Here is a 16,124-nt window from a genome sequence, read left to right as displayed (position 1 = left end):
TTGAACCATGAGTTTGTACCGATGCTTTTGCCATTGCAGAAAAGCTGCTCCTAGCAAGCCTAAAATCGCAGCAACCAAGAACACCCGCTTCATAGCATCAGACCTTTGTGTCCTGACATGCAAATCCAACTTGAAAACTGTCAGACTGAACCCACCGCGTAAAGATCACGGAATGCCTTGGGGGGAAAAGCTGGCAAAACTTTTCCTTTGTCTCTTGCCGCTCTGGCGTTAGTCTTTCGTTAAGCCTCTGCAATTTCTTGATTTTGGCCGACCACAACACTGTAGCTGGAGAACGTTTATGGGTAAGAGAGACGATCTGATCGCGCAATATGCTGATGATCTGAAAAACAAATGCGGCATGGAACCAGACATGGACCTGCTGACCAAGGTTACCATTGGTTGTGGTCCTGCGATCTATAATGCCGATGCCTCCACCGTGGCCTCAAGCCAGGAGAGCGAGCTGGAAACCGTCAAAGACAACTTCCTGATCAAAAAACTGGGTCTGGCCGATGGTCCGGAGCTGATGGAAGCCATTGGCAAGGTTGTTGAGATCTATGGCAAGTCCGAGCGCAATAAGTATCGCGCGGTTGTCTACTACATGCTGACCAAACATTTTGGCAAAGAATCTGTCTACGGTTAAGCCAGAGGCGAAGCAATATCCTGTCTAAGGTATTGCTTTAGAATATAAATTCTAGCTCTTGAGAGTTAAGCACCCGGCGAAAATCGCTGGGTGCTTTGCATTTGAATGGTATTGTCCGTGCATTGGGTTTGCAAAAACATCCACAAGTGAGCTACCACAAAGGAACCAGCCAGGACGGCTAGGACGGAATTTTCATACGCGTGTGGTGGACTGTGGAGCACGCGGGGTGGAAGGGAAGATCCTACCTGTCGGTTGGATCTTCCCTTTTCTATTTTACCCATAAGAGGGCGTGGCTTTGACAGACAGCTCTGAGTTGCTTTGGCCGGATCTGGTGTTCAGAACAGACAGAGCACCAGGCCAATAGAAGCGCAGGCCAGCGCGGCATAGCCACCATCAATAACAGTCAGTTTCACTGGGCGCCCGGCGTAGAGGTTGTTGAGTGCAATCCAGGGACTGATGAAAAACAACCCAACCCCAAGGCCAGCAATTAAGCCAGCACCCGCTGTGGTGATCCCGGACAGGGCAAAGACATGGCGCATCATGCCGGCCACCAGCAATTGCAACACAAAGCTGAGGGCAAAGATCATCGGGGTCTGGCCGCTCTCTGGTTTGCCATCTGTCCCGCGTTTGATGCCAGCGGCAACCATCCAGGGCTCTGCCAAGATGCCGTAATAAACCGCGCCCAGGGCAAAACCCGCCAGCGCAGCGGCCAAAACATTCAGAATTTCCAAGGTTCATCTCCTCCCAAACACATCCGCTTGATGAAAAGACTGCCAGATCAATCCGCTTCTGTCTGCCCCAAGGCACAGACCGCACGCCATTCGGCTTCTGTCACCGGTTGCACTGACAGGCGCGAGTTGCGCACTAGAATCATCTCTTCCAGCCTAGGATCCGCCTTGATCTGATCCAGGCTTACTGGCTGGGTAAATGCGCGCAGGGCTTTGATATCGACGCAATCCCAGCGGTCATCTTCGGTGGTGCTGTCGGGATGCGATTCGGCGCAGACCTCAACTATACCCACCACCGATTTTTCTTTTTGCGAGTGATAGAAGAAGCCGCGATCGCCAAGGCGCATCTCGCGCATGAAGTTGCGGGCCTGATAATTGCGCACGCCGTCCCATTCCTCGCCCGTTTCACCTTTGGCGACCTGATCCGGCCATCCCCAGGTGGAGGGTTCCGATTTGAACAGCCAGTAGCGCATCAGCCGATGACCTTCTTCCAGGTGATCAGCTCAACCGCCTCAAACAAACCGGCCTTGTTATAGGGGTCCCCTGCGGCCCAGGCCTCGCCTGCGGCCATGTCTTCGATGTCGAGAATGACCAAAGAGCCGGCCATTTCGCCATCCTGATCCAGCAAAGGGCCGGCCTGGGCAACAACGCCGGTCTCTTCGATATAGGCAAGGTGCGCGGCACGGTTGTCCACGCGAGTTTGCAGGTGGCCGGGCTTGTCGCGGGCGATCAGGGCAATCAGCATTTCATTCCTCTTTCAAAGGGCGTGCCAGCAGTTGAGCGCTGGCGGAAGCAATCGTCAAGTCACCATTCAGTAATCCGACGACGGTCTCGGTCAGGGGCATATCCAGCCCCATGGTTTTGGCCTTGGCTGCGGTGGCGCGCGCAGTGGCGGCCCCTTCCACGGTGACAGTGGGATCAAAACCGTCGCCACGTCCGATGGACAGGCCCAATTGGTAATTGCGCGACAGGGTTGAGCTGCAGGTGAGCGTCAAATCACCAAAGCCGGAGAGGCCGGCCAGGGTTTCTGGCTTTGCCCCACAGGCCAGTGCCATACGCTGCATCTCGGCATAGCCGCGCGTCATGAGCGCCGCACGGGCGCTATCGCCCAGCCCGGCGCCAATCACGGCGCCACAGGCTATGGCGATGACATTTTTCAGCGCCCCGCCCAATTCGGCACCACAGGTATCCGTGGTGCGATACAGCCGAAGATTTGCGGTGGTCAGTTGCTCCTGCAAGCGGCGGCACAGATCCGCATCGGCACAGGCCAGGGTCAACGCCGTGGGCAGACCACGGGCAATATCGGCGGCAAAGCTGGGACCGGTCAGCAAGGCGGATCTGGCACCGGGCAGGACCTCAGAGATCACTGCAATTGGGCCCAGCCCGGTTTTCAGCTCAATGCCTTTGCAGCAGGCCACCAGAACTTTGCTGTCCAATGCTTCGCGGTTGGCCTCCAGAACTGAACGCAGTTTCTGCATAGGCACCGCCAGCAGCAGCACCTCGGCACTGGCAGCCAGGTGGAAATCGCTGGTGGGCGTCAAAGCCTCCGGCAGGGGGATATCCGGCAGTCGGGCGGTATTGCAGCGGCCTTCCCGCATCTTTGCGGCATGCTCGGCGTCTCGGGCCCAAAGTGTGACTGGCGCTTGTTTGGCCAATGAAATCGCCAGAGCGGTGCCAAAGGCGCCGGCGCCAAGCACAGAGAGGCTCATGCCTTGGCTCCCTTGCGTCCTGATCCCAGCATCGCCGGGCTGTTTTGATCCAGGGGCCAGCGGGGGCGGGCAGTCAGATCCATCCCGTCACGGGCCCCAGCCCGGAACCGCTCCATGCCGGCATAGGCGATCATTGCGGCATTATCCGTGCACAGGGCCAGAGGTGGGGCCACAAACTGAGTGTCCAATTCTGCACAAACAGTCTCTAATGCGGATCTAATCGCGGTATTTGCAGCCACACCCCCGGCCACAGCCAGGGTTGGCGTGGCGGGATTTTCAGCCAGATAAATTGCTAGCGCGCGGCGGGTTTTGGAGGCCAGAACATCCGCTACAGCTGCCTGGAACCCGGCGCAAAGATCGGCGCGGTCCTGCCGCGTCAGGCCGGATTTTTCGTCAACGATCTGATCGCGCATTCGCATCAGTGCGGTTTTCAGACCGGAAAAGGACAGGTTGCAATCTTCGCGCTGGATCAACGGTCGGGGAAAGCGGAAACGTTTGGGATCGCCGTTCTCGGCCTCTTTCTGCACCGAAGGGCCACCAGGCTGTGGCAGACCCAGGAGGCGCGCGGTCTTGTCAAATGCCTCACCGGGGGCGTCATCAATGGTGCCGCCCAGGCGGGTGAAATCCTCGGGGCCGCGGGCGATCAGATATTGGCAGTGACCACCAGACACCAGCAGCATCAGATAGGGGTAGGCCACATCATCGGTCAAGCGAGGCGTCAGGGCGTGGCCCGCCAGATGGTTGACGCCAACAAGCGGAAGATCGGTTGCGGCAGCAATGCCCTTGGCACACATCACCCCGGACATTACCCCGCCAATCAATCCCGGCCCGGCGGTGACTGCGATGGCATCGAGATCCTGCAGGGTTACTCCGGCAGCGGCCAGCGCATCCACAACGCAGTGGTCTAGCTTTTCCGCATGGGCGCGGGCGGCGATTTCCGGAACGACACCGCCAAAGGCGCTGTGCAGTTCGGTCTGGCCAAAGACGATTGACGAAAGCACCTCGGCGCGCTGGCCTGGCTCTTGCCGCACCACGGCGGCGGCAGTATCGTCACAGCTGCTTTCCAGCCCCAAAAGTGTCAGGCTTTGTGTCATAGTCTACCCGTTGCATCAGATTGCTGGTGGAGCTAGCACCTATAGGGCAGGCAAACAATCCCAGGAGCCCAAAGCATGACCAACGCCCCGGTTTCTGAACGCCGTGCTGAACCCACCAAGATTGCCCTGTTGATGACGCGCCCACTCGAAGCATCGCAGGGATTTGTGGCGCAGCTGCCGGATGAGCTGCAAGCACATCTGGATGTGATTTACGCCCCCTTAATGCGGATACGGGCGCTTGATGTGCCGGTTGCTTTTGACGGACACAAAGGAGTGGTTTTCTCCTCCAGCAATGGAGTTCTGGCGGCAGGTCAGGCGCCGAACTCCTTGCCAGCCTTTTGTGTTGGGCAGCGTACAACCAGAGCCGCAGAAAAGGCTGGGTGGCGCGCGCAATGTTGCGGAGCCACAGCAGCAGAACTGATTGCGTATCTTAGGGATGCCAGACCAGCCGCACCCCTGTTACATTTGCACGGGCGCCATACCCGTGGCGATATTGCGCGAAACTTGGCGGCCGCTGGTCTGCCCTGCGAGGGGCAGACAATCTATGAGCAGCAGCTTTTGCCGCTAACAGATGAGATTATGCAAAAAATCCGGGCGCAGGACAGAGTCATTACGCCGCTTTTTTCACCACGTACTGCGCGGCATTTTGCCAGTCTGGGGCTGGATCAAGTTAATTTGTCTTTGATTGCGTTAAGTCAGGCCGTGGCAGTTGAGTTGAAGGGCTTGCACTACAAAGACTTGCAGGTAAGTAAGATGCCGGATGCTCGCAATATGGCTGTGATGGTCCGTGATGCCGCAGTTCGGTTGGCGCACCTTGAGGGTGGCAATCCGGCGCAGTAGGGTCAGGGCGTTGTGCTGAGTTTAAGTGATTTGAGAATCAAGGGGAGGCCAGTGTGGCTGACAAGACAACTGCGGATGATGTGATCAAGCCAGAGGCTGACACGCAGGACCTTGGGGCAAAGGATGCGCCATCCTCTGAAATAGAAAGCTCTGCCACAGACGAGCTGACAGAGGAGAAGAGCGCTTCGCAGACGCTTGACCTGGGCGAAGAAGATACAGAGGTCTCCTCTGAGACTGAGACCTCAGACGAACAGAGTGAATCCGAAGAGCCACGAAGCGCGCATCAGCCGGAAATCGAACGTATTATTGAAAAACGTGGTGGATTTGGGTCAGCCTTTCTTGGTGGGGCCGTGGCTGCTGTGCTTGGTTTTGTTGTTGGCCAGGGCGGGTTCCTCAACTCGGTTATGCCTGCCAGCCTTCTGGGCAGTGGCGGCATAGACCAGGCGGCTTATGAGGCCGATATGGCAGCCAATGCCAAGGAACAAGCAGCCTTGAAAGAACAGATTGCCGGACTTCAGGGGCAACTTGGTAGTATTGATCTGCCAGATGTTGCGCCTTTGAATACACGTCTTGATGTGCTCGAAGCTGCCGTATCAGCCCTGCGTGATGCTCCGGCGCCGGGTTCTGCAAGCTCTGCCGAGATCACGGATCTAAATGCCCGGCTGGAACAGATAGAAGCACGCCCCCTGACCGATGCGGCTTCTCCCGAGGCGGTTGCCGCCTTTGAGGGCGAATTGGCCAAGTTGCAGCAAAGCTTGGCAACCCAGCGTTCTGAGGTTGAAGAGATGCTGGCCGAGGCCCGTCTCACGGAGAAGGCCAGCCTGGAAGCGGCGCGCATTGCGGCGGCTCAGTTGGCTTTGGCAAAAATCCGTATTTCGCTGGATACAGGCGGCAGCTTTGCCGAGCCTCTGGCGGAGCTGCACAGCCTGCAGGTTGTTGTTCCTCAGGATCTGTCCGGAAGTGGCGAGGCCGGTGTTGCCACGCTGTCTGGCCTGCAAGCCGGCTATGCGCCGCTCGCGCGTGAGGCATTGGCGCTGGCGCGGCAGGAAACCAAGGGCAGCGGTGGTCTGATGGACTATGTCAATCGTCACCTTGGCGCACGTTCGGTGACACCACAAGAGGGAGACGGCGCTGATGCGGTTTTGTCCCGCGCCGAGGCAGCAGTGCAGTCTGGCGCTATTGCAGATGCGCTTGCAGAGATAGAGACCCTGCCCGAGGCGGCCCAAGCGACTTTTGCCGCTTGGCAGGCCTCCGCCCAAACACGTCTGGCAGCCATTGCGGCTGTTGATCAACTGGCCCAAAGCCTGAACGCCAAATAAGGAAGCTGCCATGCTCTGGTCATTGTTGAAAATTCTGGTTTTTGTTGCCCTGGTGGCGCTGATCGCCTTTGGGGCGGGCATTTTGATGGAAACTGCGGGTGGGGTTCAGATCACCGTGGCGGGCACCGAATATACCCTTGGGGCGCTGCAATCGGTGCTGGCGCTGGGTGTGTTGGTGCTGTCAGTCTGGATCTTCCTCAAGCTGCTGACGCTCTTGGTTGCCACGCTCAAGTTCCTCAACGGCGATGAGACGGCGATGTCTCGCTACTTTGACAAGGGACGCGAGCGCAAGGGCTATCAGGCGCTGTCAGATGGCATGATGGCGCTAGCCTCTGGCGAGGGTCGCTTGGCGCTGACCAAGGCCTCTAAGGCGGCGCGCTATCTTGATAATCCGCAACTCACGGATTTGTTGACAGCGCAGGCCGCAGAGATGGCCGGAGATACCCATAAGGCGGCTGAGGCCTATAAACGCTTGCTGAGCGATCAGACCACCCGCTTTGTTGGCGTGCGTGGCATCATGAAGCAAAAACTCTCAGAAGGGGACAAGGACACGGCGCTGCAACTGGCCGAAAAAGCCTTGGCCCTGCGTCCCAAGCACGAAGAGGTTCAGGACACCCTGTTGCAGCTCCAGGCTCAGGCAGAGGATTGGGCGGGTGCGCGCAAGACCCTGTCGGCCAAGCTGAAATCTGGCTCACTGCCGCGCGATGTCTTTAAGCGACGCGATGCGGTGCTGGCCCTGTCGGCCTCGCGCGAAGTTGCAGATGAGGCAGCCTCCCTTGAGCAGCGCGAACAGGCTATTGAAGCTAACCGACTCTCGCCTGACCTGGTTCCGGCGGCGGCTATGGCCGCGCGCGCTTATCTGGAGCAGGGCAAGAAACGCAATGCCATCAAGGTGCTGAAAAAAGCCTGGGAGGCGCAGCCGCACCCAGACCTTGCCCATGTCTTTGCCGAGGTTGAGCCAGAAGAAACCGCCCCGCAGCGGGTGAAACGCTTTGATCAATTGGCGCGGCTCAAGCCCCAGGATGACGAAACCCGTCTGGTTATGGCTGAACTGCATATCGTTGCCGAGGATTTCCCAGAGGCGCGCCGTGCACTGGGTGATCTGGTCGAACGGGCGCCGGATGCGCGAGTGCTAACCTTGATGGCGGCAATCGAGAAGGGCGAGGGCGCTGATAATGCTGTGACCCAGGCCTGGCTGGCACGGGCGCTGACGGCGCCACGTGGGCCGCAGTGGCTCTGCACCAATTGCAACCATATCCATGCGGAATGGGCACCGGTTTGTGAACATTGCACCAGCTTCGACACCCTGAGCTGGCAGCGGCCAGAAACGCCAGAGGTGGCCAGTGCCACAGGTGTGCATATGCTGCCTTTGATCACGGGGGCGACAGCCGCCGCCGATTCGGCCTCTGACGCCGTGGTGGTGCAGGATATTGTTGATGTCGAAGATATCGAACCTGTTTCGCCAGAGGGCCAGGCTTCCGACAGCGGTGAGCCAAAAGAGGCCGATGCCGCAAAGGCCTAGCAGGCTTAAACCGAGGGATTGCAGGAGCAACACAGAGCTGATTGCGGTCCCTTGGCCTGTGTTTTTTGTGATTGCTTCAAATTACGCTGTGTAAGGGTGGACAGCGCTTGTTGCCTTGGCTCTGCTTAAACCCACAGGGTTTTCGGGGAGGGAAGCAATGCAGTTTGACTATGTGATTGTCGGGGGTGGCTCTGCGGGGTCCACATTGGCTGCACGTTTGAGCGAGGAGTCTTCTGCTACGGTCTGCCTGATTGAGGCCGGCGGCAAGGGCGACAGCATTCTGGTGCGTGCCCCTGCTGCGGTTGTTGCCATGCTGCCTGGGCGCCCCAAGATCAACAACTGGGCTTTTGAAACGGTGCCGCAACCGGGGTTGAACGGCCGCAAAGGCTATCAGCCGCGCGGTAAGGCGCTGGGCGGGTCCAGCGCCATCAATGCCATGCTCTATGTGCGTGGCCACGCCAAGGACTATGACGAATGGGCCGATCTGGGCTGTGACGGTTGGAACTGGGAGGCGGTGCTGCCCTATTTCAAACGGGCCGAAAACAACGAACGCGGCAGTGATGCGGTGCATGGTGACAGCGGGCCTTTGCAGGTCAGTAACCAGAAATCCCCACGCCCTATAACGCGCGCCTTTGTCGAGGCTGGGCAGGCGTTGCAGATCCGCGAGGTTGCGGATTTCAACAGCGGCGACAACGAAGGCATCGGCGAATATCAGGTCACTCAGTTCCACGCCAAGGATAGGAATGGTGAGCGATGCTCGGCAGCGGCAGCCTATCTGCATCCGGTGATGGACTGCCCCAACCTGACGATCTTGACCAAGGCCCATGCCAGCCGGGTGCTGTTTGAGGGAAAGCGCGCCACGGGCGTTGCCTATCGCCGGGGCGGCCAGGAGAAGCAGGTCACAGCAAAGCGTGAGGTGATCCTATGTGGCGGAGCATTTAATTCGCCACAATTGTTGCAACTCTCCGGTGTTGGCCGGGCTGAGGATATCGAGCCCCATGGCATCACGTTGGTGCATGAGCTGCCCGGCGTTGGCCAGAATCTGCAGGACCATTTGGATTTCACCCTGGCCTACAAAAGCAAAGATCGCGACAATTTTGGCATCTCGCTGCCCGGCAGTCTGTCGCTGCTGAAACATATGGCCGATTGGCGCAAATCTGGAACAGGTATGCTTTCTACCCCCTTTGCCGAAGGGGCGGCCTTCCTCAAAACCGAAAGCCACCTAGAACGCGCTGATATCCAGCTGCATTTTGTGATTTCAATTGTCGATGATCATGCGCGCAAATTGCACATGGGCCATGGGTTCAGTTGTCATGTCTGCGTGCTCAGACCAAAATCGCGGGGCTCGGTGGGGCTGAGCTCGGCGGATCCCATGGCACCGCCACGCATTGACCCACAGTTTCTGTCCGATCCCGAAGATCTGGCGGTGCTAATGAAGGGCGCGCGTAAGACGCGACAGCTGATGCAGACTGCACCATTGGCGGGCTTTATTCATAAAGAACTCTTTATCAAAGAAGAGCCGGATGACGCAGCGTTGGAGCAGCACATCCGTTCCCGCTCGGATACGATTTATCATCCGGTGGGGACCTGCAAGATGGGGCAGGATGACATGGCTGTTGTCGATCCGGAATTGAAGGTGCGGGGCCTGGAGGGGCTGCGCGTTGTCGATGCCTCTGTCATGCCACGGCTGATAGGCGGCAATACCAACGCGCCCACCATAATGATTGCTGAAAAGGCTGCGGATATGATCCGTGGCCATGCGGCGCTTGCCGCAGAATAATATGAGGAGACAGGCGAAATGCTTGGTAAAATGATGCACAAACCGCTGACAATCAGTTCTCTGGTTGAACATGCGGGTCGTTACCACGGCGAAACCACAGTGACGTCGGTAGAGACCTCAGGCGAGGTGGTGCATTCCAGCTGGGGTGAGATCGAGGCAAACGCCCGTAAACTGGCCGCCGCTCTGGAGCGTTTGGGTGTGGCCCAGGGGGAGCGTTGCGGTACCATCGCCTGGAACAATCGCCGCCACCTGGAGATCTATTTTGGTGTCGCAGGGGCAGGCATGATCTGCCACACGATCAATCCGCGCCTGAAGCCTGAGCAGCTGATCTATATCATCAATCATGCGGCAGATCAGGTCTTGTTCATTGATGCCACTTTTGTACCTGCTGTGGGCCAGTTGAAAGAACACTTCAAGACCATCAAACATATCGTTCTGATGGGGCCTCGCGATGAGGAGGCTGCCGAGGCGGTGCCGGGTATTCTGTTCTATGACGAGCTGATTGGCGCTGAGGCTGACGACTATAGCTGGCCCGTGCTGGATGAGAATATGCCCTCTAGCCTGTGCTATACCTCGGGCACCACCGGCAATCCAAAGGGCGTTCAGTACACGCACCGGACCACAGTGCTTCATTCGCTGGGTGGCAACCAGCCGGATGGCCTGGCGATTTCGGCGCGTGATACCGTGATGGCAGTGGTCCCGATGTTCCACGTCAATGCCTGGGGCGTGCCCTATATCGCTGCCGGTGTCGGAGCCAAGCTGGTGCTGCCCGGGCCAAATCTGGATGGAGAAAGCCTAGTGCGTCTGATCGACGGTGAAAAGGTGACACTGGCGCTGGGCGTGCCAACCATCTGGATGGGCCTGTTGCAGGCACTGGAGAAAACCGGCAGCAAGGCCGAAAGCCTGACTCGCACCGTTGTGGGCGGCTCGGCGCTGCCAACGGTGATGATCCCGGCCTTCCGTGACAAATACGGGGTGGAGCTGATCCATGCCTGGGGCATGACCGAAACCAGCCCGCTCGGAACGTTGAATCATCTGCTGCAAAAGCACCAGGATCTGTCTGATACCGAAAAAGGTGCCATTCGCGAAGGTCAAGGGCGCCCACCCTATGGCGTTGAGTTGCGCATAGTTGATGAGTCCGGCCATGTGCTGCCCCATGATGGGGAAACCCAGGGTGAACTACAAATTCGTGGCCATTGGATCATCGACACCTATTTTGGCCAGGAGGCCAGCGCTCTGACCATGGATGGCTGGTTTGATACCGGAGATGTGGCCACTATTGATGGCGACGGCTACATGATTATCCGTGACCGCTCCAAAGATATCATCAAATCTGGTGGCGAGTGGATCTCGACTGTGGAACTGGAAGATATCGCCATGTCGCACCCTCAAGTGGCCCAGGCCGCTGCCATTGCGGCGCAGCATCCGAAATGGGATGAACGTCCAGTGGTGATTGCCATTAAGTCCGATAGCGCGCTTACCGAAGAACAACTGTTGACCCACTATGAGGGCAAGGTGGCCAGCTGGCAGATCCCCGACAAAGTGGTCTTTGTGACCGAGCTGCCTCTGGGCGGGACTGGTAAGGTTTTGAAAAATAAACTGCGCGAATCCTTTGGCTCGATTCTGCTCGAAGACAACTAAACCGTTCTGCGCCCCACTGATTTGTAGTTGGGGCGCAAAATGTTCACCCTCTATTTACCACGGCTCGGCCATTCTAGAGCTGATTTTGGCCCGTTACTGGCCGTGGCACAGGTGAAACCCTCTCTTTACATGTCTTAACTGCCGGCAAGTTTAACTGTTAAGGGCCATTTAACACCCCAACTGATATCCCAATAGTGGGTGAAAATTAGTGGTGGTGGATATGAGCGCACAAAACGGACTGGCGCCCATTATCATCAAGAAGAAAAAAGTCAGCGGTGGCGGTGGTCACCACGGGGGCGCCTGGAAGGTGGCCTATGCGGACTTTGTGACAGCCATGATGGCGTTCTTCTTGTTGATGTGGCTGTTGAACGCAACAACTGAGAAACAACGTAAAGGTCTGGCGGATTACTTCTCGCCATCGATCCCGCTGAGCCGGATTTCCGGTGGCGGCAATGGCGCCTTCCAGGGCGACAGCATGTTCACCGAAGACATTCAGCCGCAGTCAGGTACAGGTGCGTCGGACATCAATCCAATGGACGCTCAGAAAGCCCAGGGTGAGACAGGTGTTAGCGACGCTGAGAAGGCTGAGGAAGACAGCAAGTTTCGTGCTATCGAAGAGCAGCTTCAGGGGCGTGGCGGTGAAAGCATGGTTTCGGTGGAGATGTCACGGCACATCATTACCCGCGTCACTGACGAAGGTTTGATTGTTGAGCTGTTTGAGACAGACGGTGTCAGTCTCTTTGAGGCTGGAGGCGCAGAGCCAACGCCTCTGTTCCGGGATCTGGTGCGCATGGTTGCGCGGGTCAGTGCCAGTGTGACCAATGACATTGCCATCAGTGGGCATATCCAGTCGCACCCGGTGGTTCTGGCACAGAACCCAGTGTGGGAAATGTCTCATGCCCGCGCAAACGTCGCACGGACACTGCTCGAATCGGGGGGCATGAAATCCAGCCGAATCCACCGGATTACGGGACATGCAGACCGAAAACTTGCGGTGACAAACCCGATGGCGGTTAGGAATAATCGTGTGGAAATCATCCTTCTCCGCGAGTGATCCCCATATAAATCTACCCTCGGGCGGCGCAGTATAAATTGCATTTTATCTGTTAGCCGCCCGTTAAGTGCTGATGCGCTAGCTGTTGCTCCAAGAACGACTTATTGCAGCAGAAAGGCGCAACATGACCATTTCTTCCGCCCTGAATGCCGGTGTTTCCGGATTGAGTGCAAACGCGAGTTCATTGGCCGCAATTTCGGACAATATCGCGAACTCGTCGACCAGCGGGTACAAGAGAGTAGAGACGGATTTCCAATCCATGGTGGTTGGCTCCTCGGGTGGCAGATATTCTGCAGGCGGTGTGTCTGCCAGCAATATGCGCCTTATTGATCAGCGTGGCCCACTGGTTGGCACCAATAACTCGACTGACCTTGCCGTTAGTGGCCGTGGCATGCTGCCAGTTGCTTCGCTGACCGAGATCGAAGGTGGCAATGGTTCACCAACCATGCTGATGACCACAACCGGGTCGTTCCGGACCAATGCGGATGGTTATCTGACGACAAATTCTGGCCTGGTGTTGCTGGGCTGGCCGGCTAACCCGGATGGAACTGTTTCTGACGGCCCACGCGACACGGCCGAAGGGCTGGAGCCGGTTCAGTACAACATGAACCAGCTGACTGGTGAGCCAACAACCAATGTAGGCCTTGGGGTGAACCTTCCTGCGACCGATACCGAAGCGGGCAGCGCTGGCACCGTGCGCAACATGACGGTTGAATACTATGACAACCTGGGCAGCTCGCAGACACTGGGTATCACCTATACCCCGACAGTGCCTGCAACCGGGACCTCAAACGAATGGACCATGCAGATCACTGACAGCGCCTCTGGTGGCGCAGTGATCGGGGAATATACCATGACCTTCAACGATTCCCGGACCGCTGGGGGCTCCCTGGCCTCAGTGACCGCGGTGTCAGGCGGTGCCTATGATCCGGCAACTGGCAGCGTTGTGGTGAACGTGGATGGCGGCCCGATGGAAATCAATCTGGGCATGATTGGCGAAAGCGATGGTTTCACCCAGCTTTCGGATACCTTTGCTCCGGCCTCTGTGACCAAGGATGGTTCTGAAGTGGGCACCATGGTTGGTGTTGAGGTCGACCCACAGGGTTATGTCCGCGCCAACTACGATTCAGGTGCCAGCCGTGTCATCTTTAAGATCCCGCTGGTGGATGTGCCAAATCTGAACGGCCTGAAATCGCTGGATAACCAAACTTACCTGCCGTCTTCAGACAGTGGATCCTACTTCCTGTGGGATGCGGGAGATGGGCCAACAGGTGAAGTTGCTTCCTATGCGCAGGAAGAATCTGCCACCGATGTGGCGACCGAACTGACGGATATGATCAAGACGCAGCGGGCCTATTCGTCCAATGCCAAAGTGATCCAGACCGTCGATGAGATGCTTCAGGAAACCACGAACATCAAGCGATAATAACCGCTGATACTTTGACTCCGGCTTAGAAAGAGCAGCCTGACATGTCTATCACAAGTGCACTTAACTCCGCGATGACCGGACTGACTGCCAATGCGCGGTTGTCCCAAGTAACTTCGGAGAACCTGGCCAATGCGCTGACGCCTGGCTACTCCTCACAGAAGCTGAACCTGTCCTCCAGCCAATACGCGGCTGGAGTCAGGATTGGCGACGTGGAACGCAATATCGATCCAGCCTTGCAATCTACAACCCGCAAAGCTGAGGCCGAATATGCCAAGGTCGAAGTCTATGCCAATTTCTATTCTCGGATGTCGAACTTCGTCGGCACTGTCGATGATAGTACGTCCATTTCGGCTCAGATTTCGAACTTTGATTCGGCCTTAGTCGAAGCCATATCGCGGCCGGATTCTACCGAACGTCTTCATGATCTTTCGGTAAAGGCAGGTCTGGTGGTTCAATCCATCACTGATGCGGCTGAAGGGTTGAACCAGCAACGGGAAGCCGCTGAATCCTCCATTGATCTGCAGGTCGATCAGCTGAACACTCAGCTGAAAGAGCTGGAGAAACTCAATGCGCGGATCATCGTTTCCCAGGCGACGGGTGCAAATACCACGGCGATGGAAGATCAACGTGATCTCCTGGTGGACGCGGTAAACCAGGCCATTCCGGTCAATGTTGTCCAACGTGATCAGGGTCGGATTGCGCTCTATACCGTTGGCGGCGTTGCCTTGCTGGACGGTAAGGCAGCCGAGTTGAGCTTTGACGTGAACCGCACGATTGAGCCACAGATGACCCAGGCGAATGGGCTTTTGTCGGGTCTGGAAATCAACGGGCTTGCAATGGATACCTCCAGCACTGGACCTTTGCGGGGCGGCACTTTGATTGCGGCCTTTGATATCCGCGACAATGTCACGGTTGAAGCCCAGAACGATCTGGATGCCATGGCGCGAGATTTGGTGGAACGCTTTCAGGATCCCGCCTTGGATGCGACAATTGGGGCAACAGATGCCGGGATCTTTACCGACGGTGGCGGCGCATTTGATCCTTCCGACACAGTTGGCCTGTCGGCGCGACTGGAACTGAACGATCTGGTGGCCATGGATGGTCAGGCAGAGACTTGGCGTCTGCGTGATGGTCTCTACGCGGCCACCGAGGGTGACCCTGGTGATGCAAGCCAGCTTATTGCCTATTCCGAAGCCATCAGCGAGAACCGGACAGTTTCAACGACGAAGCTGGGCCTCATTTCTTCGGATCTCAACACGCTCAGTGCCTCTGTCATGTCGCGTTTTGCCCGCGACAGTGACAGTGCCAACAACATGCTAAGCTATGCTGCCACCAGCTACACCGAACTGGCCCAGGCTGAACTGGCTCTTGGTGTGGATTCGGACGCCGAGCTGCAAAACATGATGCTCATCGAGAACGCATATGCTGCAAATGCAAAAATGCTCTCGGCTATTGATGAGATGATGCAAACTCTTCTGAGGATGTAATGAATGATTGTTGATTTGCGTTGAGAACTGACCCGGTATTTTCACCGAGATTTGACCCACCTTTGTTTATGTATCAGCGGTTATGTTTTGGTCAATGTCGGCGTTTCCTTTCGTGTTTTCTTTGCGGCTTCTGAGCTGGCTTTGAAGCGGTAGCTGTCGTTTCCGGTTTCCAGGATGTGACAGCGGTGTGTGAGGCGATCTAACAGCGCCGTGGTCATCTTTGCATCTCCGAAGACCTGGGCCCATTCTGAGAAGCTGAGGTTGGTGGTTATGATGACGCTGGTGCGTTCATAGAGTTTGCTCAGCAGGTGGAACAGCAGTGCGCCGCCGGATGGACTGAACGGCAAGTAGCCAAGTTCATCCAAAATCACGAGGTCAATTTTGGTCATCATCTCTGCCATCTTTCCGGTCTTGCCGAGCGCCTTTTCCTGTTCTAGCGCGTTGACCAGTTCGACGGTTGAGTAGAAGCGAACCTTGCACCTGTGATGTTCAATGGCCTGAACACCGATTGCGGTCGCGACATGGCTCTTGCCCGTTCCAGGTCCGCCGATGAGCACGACATTCTCAGCGTTCTCCATGAACTCGCACCGATGCAGTTGCTTGACGGTCGCTTCATTGATGTCACTGGATCTAAACTCAAAGCCAGCGAGGTCTTTGTACGACGGAAAGCGGGCCACCTTTGTTTGATATGTGATTGAACGCACTTCCCGTTCGGCAATCTCCGCTTTGAGCAATTGGGACAACATGGGTGTTGCGGCCTCAAAAGCTGGGCCACCTTGGGCAACCAGATCTTCTACCGCATTTGCCATGCCATAGAGCTTGAGACTGCGCAGCATGATCACGATTGAGGCTCCTGCTGGGTCATGACGCATGGTACTTCT

General features: G+C 56.9%; 15 protein-coding genes. 9 read left to right on the top strand and 6 right to left on the bottom strand.

What is annotated here, in order from left to right:
- Nucleotides 1-298: 298 nt before the first annotated feature.
- Nucleotides 299-640 carry a DUF2853 family protein gene (locus tag MED193_RS13205; protein WP_009810235.1) on the top strand — a complete coding sequence of 114 codons (342 nt, stop codon included), beginning with the start codon at nucleotides 299-301 and terminating at the stop codon, nucleotides 638-640.
- 335 nt (nucleotides 641-975) lie between these two features.
- Here MED193_RS13205 and MED193_RS13200 read toward each other — a convergent pair whose 3' ends face one another.
- Genes MED193_RS13200 through tsaD form a run of 5 tightly spaced genes read right to left on the bottom strand, consistent with a single transcriptional unit; the run spans nucleotide 976 to nucleotide 4,171 of the window.
- Entirely contained in the window at nucleotides 976-1,371 is a 396-nt protein-coding gene (locus tag MED193_RS13200) for a DUF1761 domain-containing protein (RefSeq protein WP_009810234.1), read from the bottom strand.
- Nucleotides 1,372-1,418: 47 nt separating this feature from the next.
- The gene (locus MED193_RS13195) at nucleotides 1,419-1,841 is read right to left on the bottom strand and encodes an EVE domain-containing protein (protein WP_009810233.1); all 423 of its coding nucleotides are present in this window, start codon (nucleotides 1,839-1,841) and stop codon (nucleotides 1,419-1,421) included.
- Nucleotides 1,841-2,113 (bottom strand): YciI family protein, encoded by a 273-nt coding sequence (locus MED193_RS13190; RefSeq protein WP_009810232.1) that lies wholly within the window; start codon nucleotides 2,111-2,113, stop codon nucleotides 1,841-1,843. Before MED193_RS13190 ends, MED193_RS13195 begins: the two co-directional genes overlap by 1 nt.
- Nucleotide 2,114: 1 nt before the next feature.
- Nucleotides 2,115-3,077 (bottom strand): NAD(P)H-dependent glycerol-3-phosphate dehydrogenase, encoded by a 963-nt coding sequence (locus tag MED193_RS13185; RefSeq protein ID WP_009810231.1) that lies wholly within the window; start codon nucleotides 3,075-3,077, stop codon nucleotides 2,115-2,117.
- Nucleotides 3,074-4,171: a tRNA (adenosine(37)-N6)-threonylcarbamoyltransferase complex transferase subunit TsaD gene (gene tsaD, locus MED193_RS13180; RefSeq protein ID WP_009810230.1), complete on the bottom strand. Its 1,098-nt coding sequence runs from the start codon at nucleotides 4,169-4,171 to the stop codon at nucleotides 3,074-3,076. The genes MED193_RS13185 and tsaD overlap by 4 nt, the downstream gene beginning before the upstream one ends.
- A gap of 75 nt (nucleotides 4,172-4,246) precedes the next feature.
- On the opposite strand from tsaD, the gene MED193_RS13175 reads away from it, so the two are divergent.
- The 8 genes from MED193_RS13175 to flgK all read left to right on the top strand — a co-directional run bounded on the left by MED193_RS13175 (nucleotide 4,247) and on the right by flgK (nucleotide 15,243).
- Nucleotides 4,247-5,011, top strand: coding sequence for a uroporphyrinogen-III synthase (locus MED193_RS13175; protein WP_009810229.1), 765 nt, complete (start codon nucleotides 4,247-4,249; stop codon nucleotides 5,009-5,011).
- A 53-nt stretch (nucleotides 5,012-5,064) separates the two neighbouring features.
- Nucleotides 5,065-6,330, top strand: a complete 1,266-nt coding sequence (locus MED193_RS13170) for a hypothetical protein (RefSeq protein ID WP_009810228.1) — start codon at nucleotides 5,065-5,067, stop codon at nucleotides 6,328-6,330.
- A 10-nt stretch (nucleotides 6,331-6,340) separates the two neighbouring features.
- Nucleotides 6,341-7,852, top strand: a complete 1,512-nt coding sequence (locus tag MED193_RS13165; protein ID WP_009810227.1) for a heme biosynthesis protein HemY — start codon at nucleotides 6,341-6,343, stop codon at nucleotides 7,850-7,852.
- Between the two features lie 157 nt (nucleotides 7,853-8,009).
- Nucleotides 8,010-9,632, top strand: coding sequence for a GMC family oxidoreductase (locus MED193_RS13160; RefSeq protein ID WP_009810226.1), 1,623 nt, complete (start codon nucleotides 8,010-8,012; stop codon nucleotides 9,630-9,632).
- Nucleotides 9,633-9,650: 18 nt separating this feature from the next.
- On the top strand, nucleotides 9,651-11,273 hold the full coding sequence (locus tag MED193_RS13155) for a long-chain-fatty-acid--CoA ligase (protein WP_009810225.1): 1,623 nt from the start codon (nucleotides 9,651-9,653) through the stop codon (nucleotides 11,271-11,273).
- Between the two features lie 220 nt (nucleotides 11,274-11,493).
- A complete protein-coding gene (locus MED193_RS13150; RefSeq protein WP_009810224.1) occupies nucleotides 11,494-12,327 on the top strand; it encodes a flagellar motor protein MotB in 834 nt (277 codons plus the stop codon).
- Between the two features lie 124 nt (nucleotides 12,328-12,451).
- Nucleotides 12,452-13,753: a flagellar hook protein FlgE gene (locus MED193_RS13145; protein WP_039966184.1), complete on the top strand. Its 1,302-nt coding sequence runs from the start codon at nucleotides 12,452-12,454 to the stop codon at nucleotides 13,751-13,753.
- A gap of 44 nt (nucleotides 13,754-13,797) precedes the next feature.
- On the top strand, nucleotides 13,798-15,243 hold the full coding sequence (flgK, locus tag MED193_RS13140) for a flagellar hook-associated protein FlgK (RefSeq protein WP_039966183.1): 1,446 nt from the start codon (nucleotides 13,798-13,800) through the stop codon (nucleotides 15,241-15,243).
- Between the two features lie 80 nt (nucleotides 15,244-15,323).
- On the opposite strand, the gene istB is transcribed toward flgK, so the two are convergent.
- The gene (istB, locus tag MED193_RS13135; protein ID WP_009810588.1) at nucleotides 15,324-16,115 is read right to left on the bottom strand and encodes an IS21-like element helper ATPase IstB; all 792 of its coding nucleotides are present in this window, start codon (nucleotides 16,113-16,115) and stop codon (nucleotides 15,324-15,326) included.
- Nucleotides 16,116-16,124: the final 9 nt, after the last annotated feature.

The organism is Roseobacter sp. MED193, assembly GCF_000152965.1.
Lineage (GTDB): Bacteria > Pseudomonadota > Alphaproteobacteria > Rhodobacterales > Rhodobacteraceae > Pseudophaeobacter.
The sequence above is the reverse complement of the archived record's forward strand: the minus strand, read 5'-3'. Positions and strand labels throughout refer to the sequence as shown.

Coding starts and splice junctions, on each gene's coding strand:
- MED193_RS13205 (WP_009810235.1), top strand. CDS start 299: ATGGGTAAGAGAGACGATCTGATCGCGCAATATGCTGATGATCTGAAA.
- MED193_RS13195 (WP_009810233.1), bottom strand. CDS start 1,841: ATGCGCTACTGGCTGTTCAAATCGGAACCCTCCACCTGGGGATGGCCG.
- MED193_RS13190 (WP_009810232.1), bottom strand. CDS start 2,113: ATGCTGATTGCCCTGATCGCCCGCGACAAGCCCGGCCACCTGCAAACT.
- MED193_RS13185 (WP_009810231.1), bottom strand. CDS start 3,077: ATGAGCCTCTCTGTGCTTGGCGCCGGCGCCTTTGGCACCGCTCTGGCG.
- tsaD (WP_009810230.1), bottom strand. CDS start 4,171: ATGACACAAAGCCTGACACTTTTGGGGCTGGAAAGCAGCTGTGACGAT.
- MED193_RS13175 (WP_009810229.1), top strand. CDS start 4,247: ATGACCAACGCCCCGGTTTCTGAACGCCGTGCTGAACCCACCAAGATT.
- MED193_RS13165 (WP_009810227.1), top strand. CDS start 6,341: ATGCTCTGGTCATTGTTGAAAATTCTGGTTTTTGTTGCCCTGGTGGCG.
- MED193_RS13160 (WP_009810226.1), top strand. CDS start 8,010: ATGCAGTTTGACTATGTGATTGTCGGGGGTGGCTCTGCGGGGTCCACA.
- MED193_RS13155 (WP_009810225.1), top strand. CDS start 9,651: ATGCTTGGTAAAATGATGCACAAACCGCTGACAATCAGTTCTCTGGTT.
- MED193_RS13150 (WP_009810224.1), top strand. CDS start 11,494: ATGAGCGCACAAAACGGACTGGCGCCCATTATCATCAAGAAGAAAAAA.
- MED193_RS13145 (WP_039966184.1), top strand. CDS start 12,452: ATGACCATTTCTTCCGCCCTGAATGCCGGTGTTTCCGGATTGAGTGCA.
- flgK (WP_039966183.1), top strand. CDS start 13,798: ATGTCTATCACAAGTGCACTTAACTCCGCGATGACCGGACTGACTGCC.
- istB (WP_009810588.1), bottom strand. CDS start 16,115: ATGCGTCATGACCCAGCAGGAGCCTCAATCGTGATCATGCTGCGCAGT.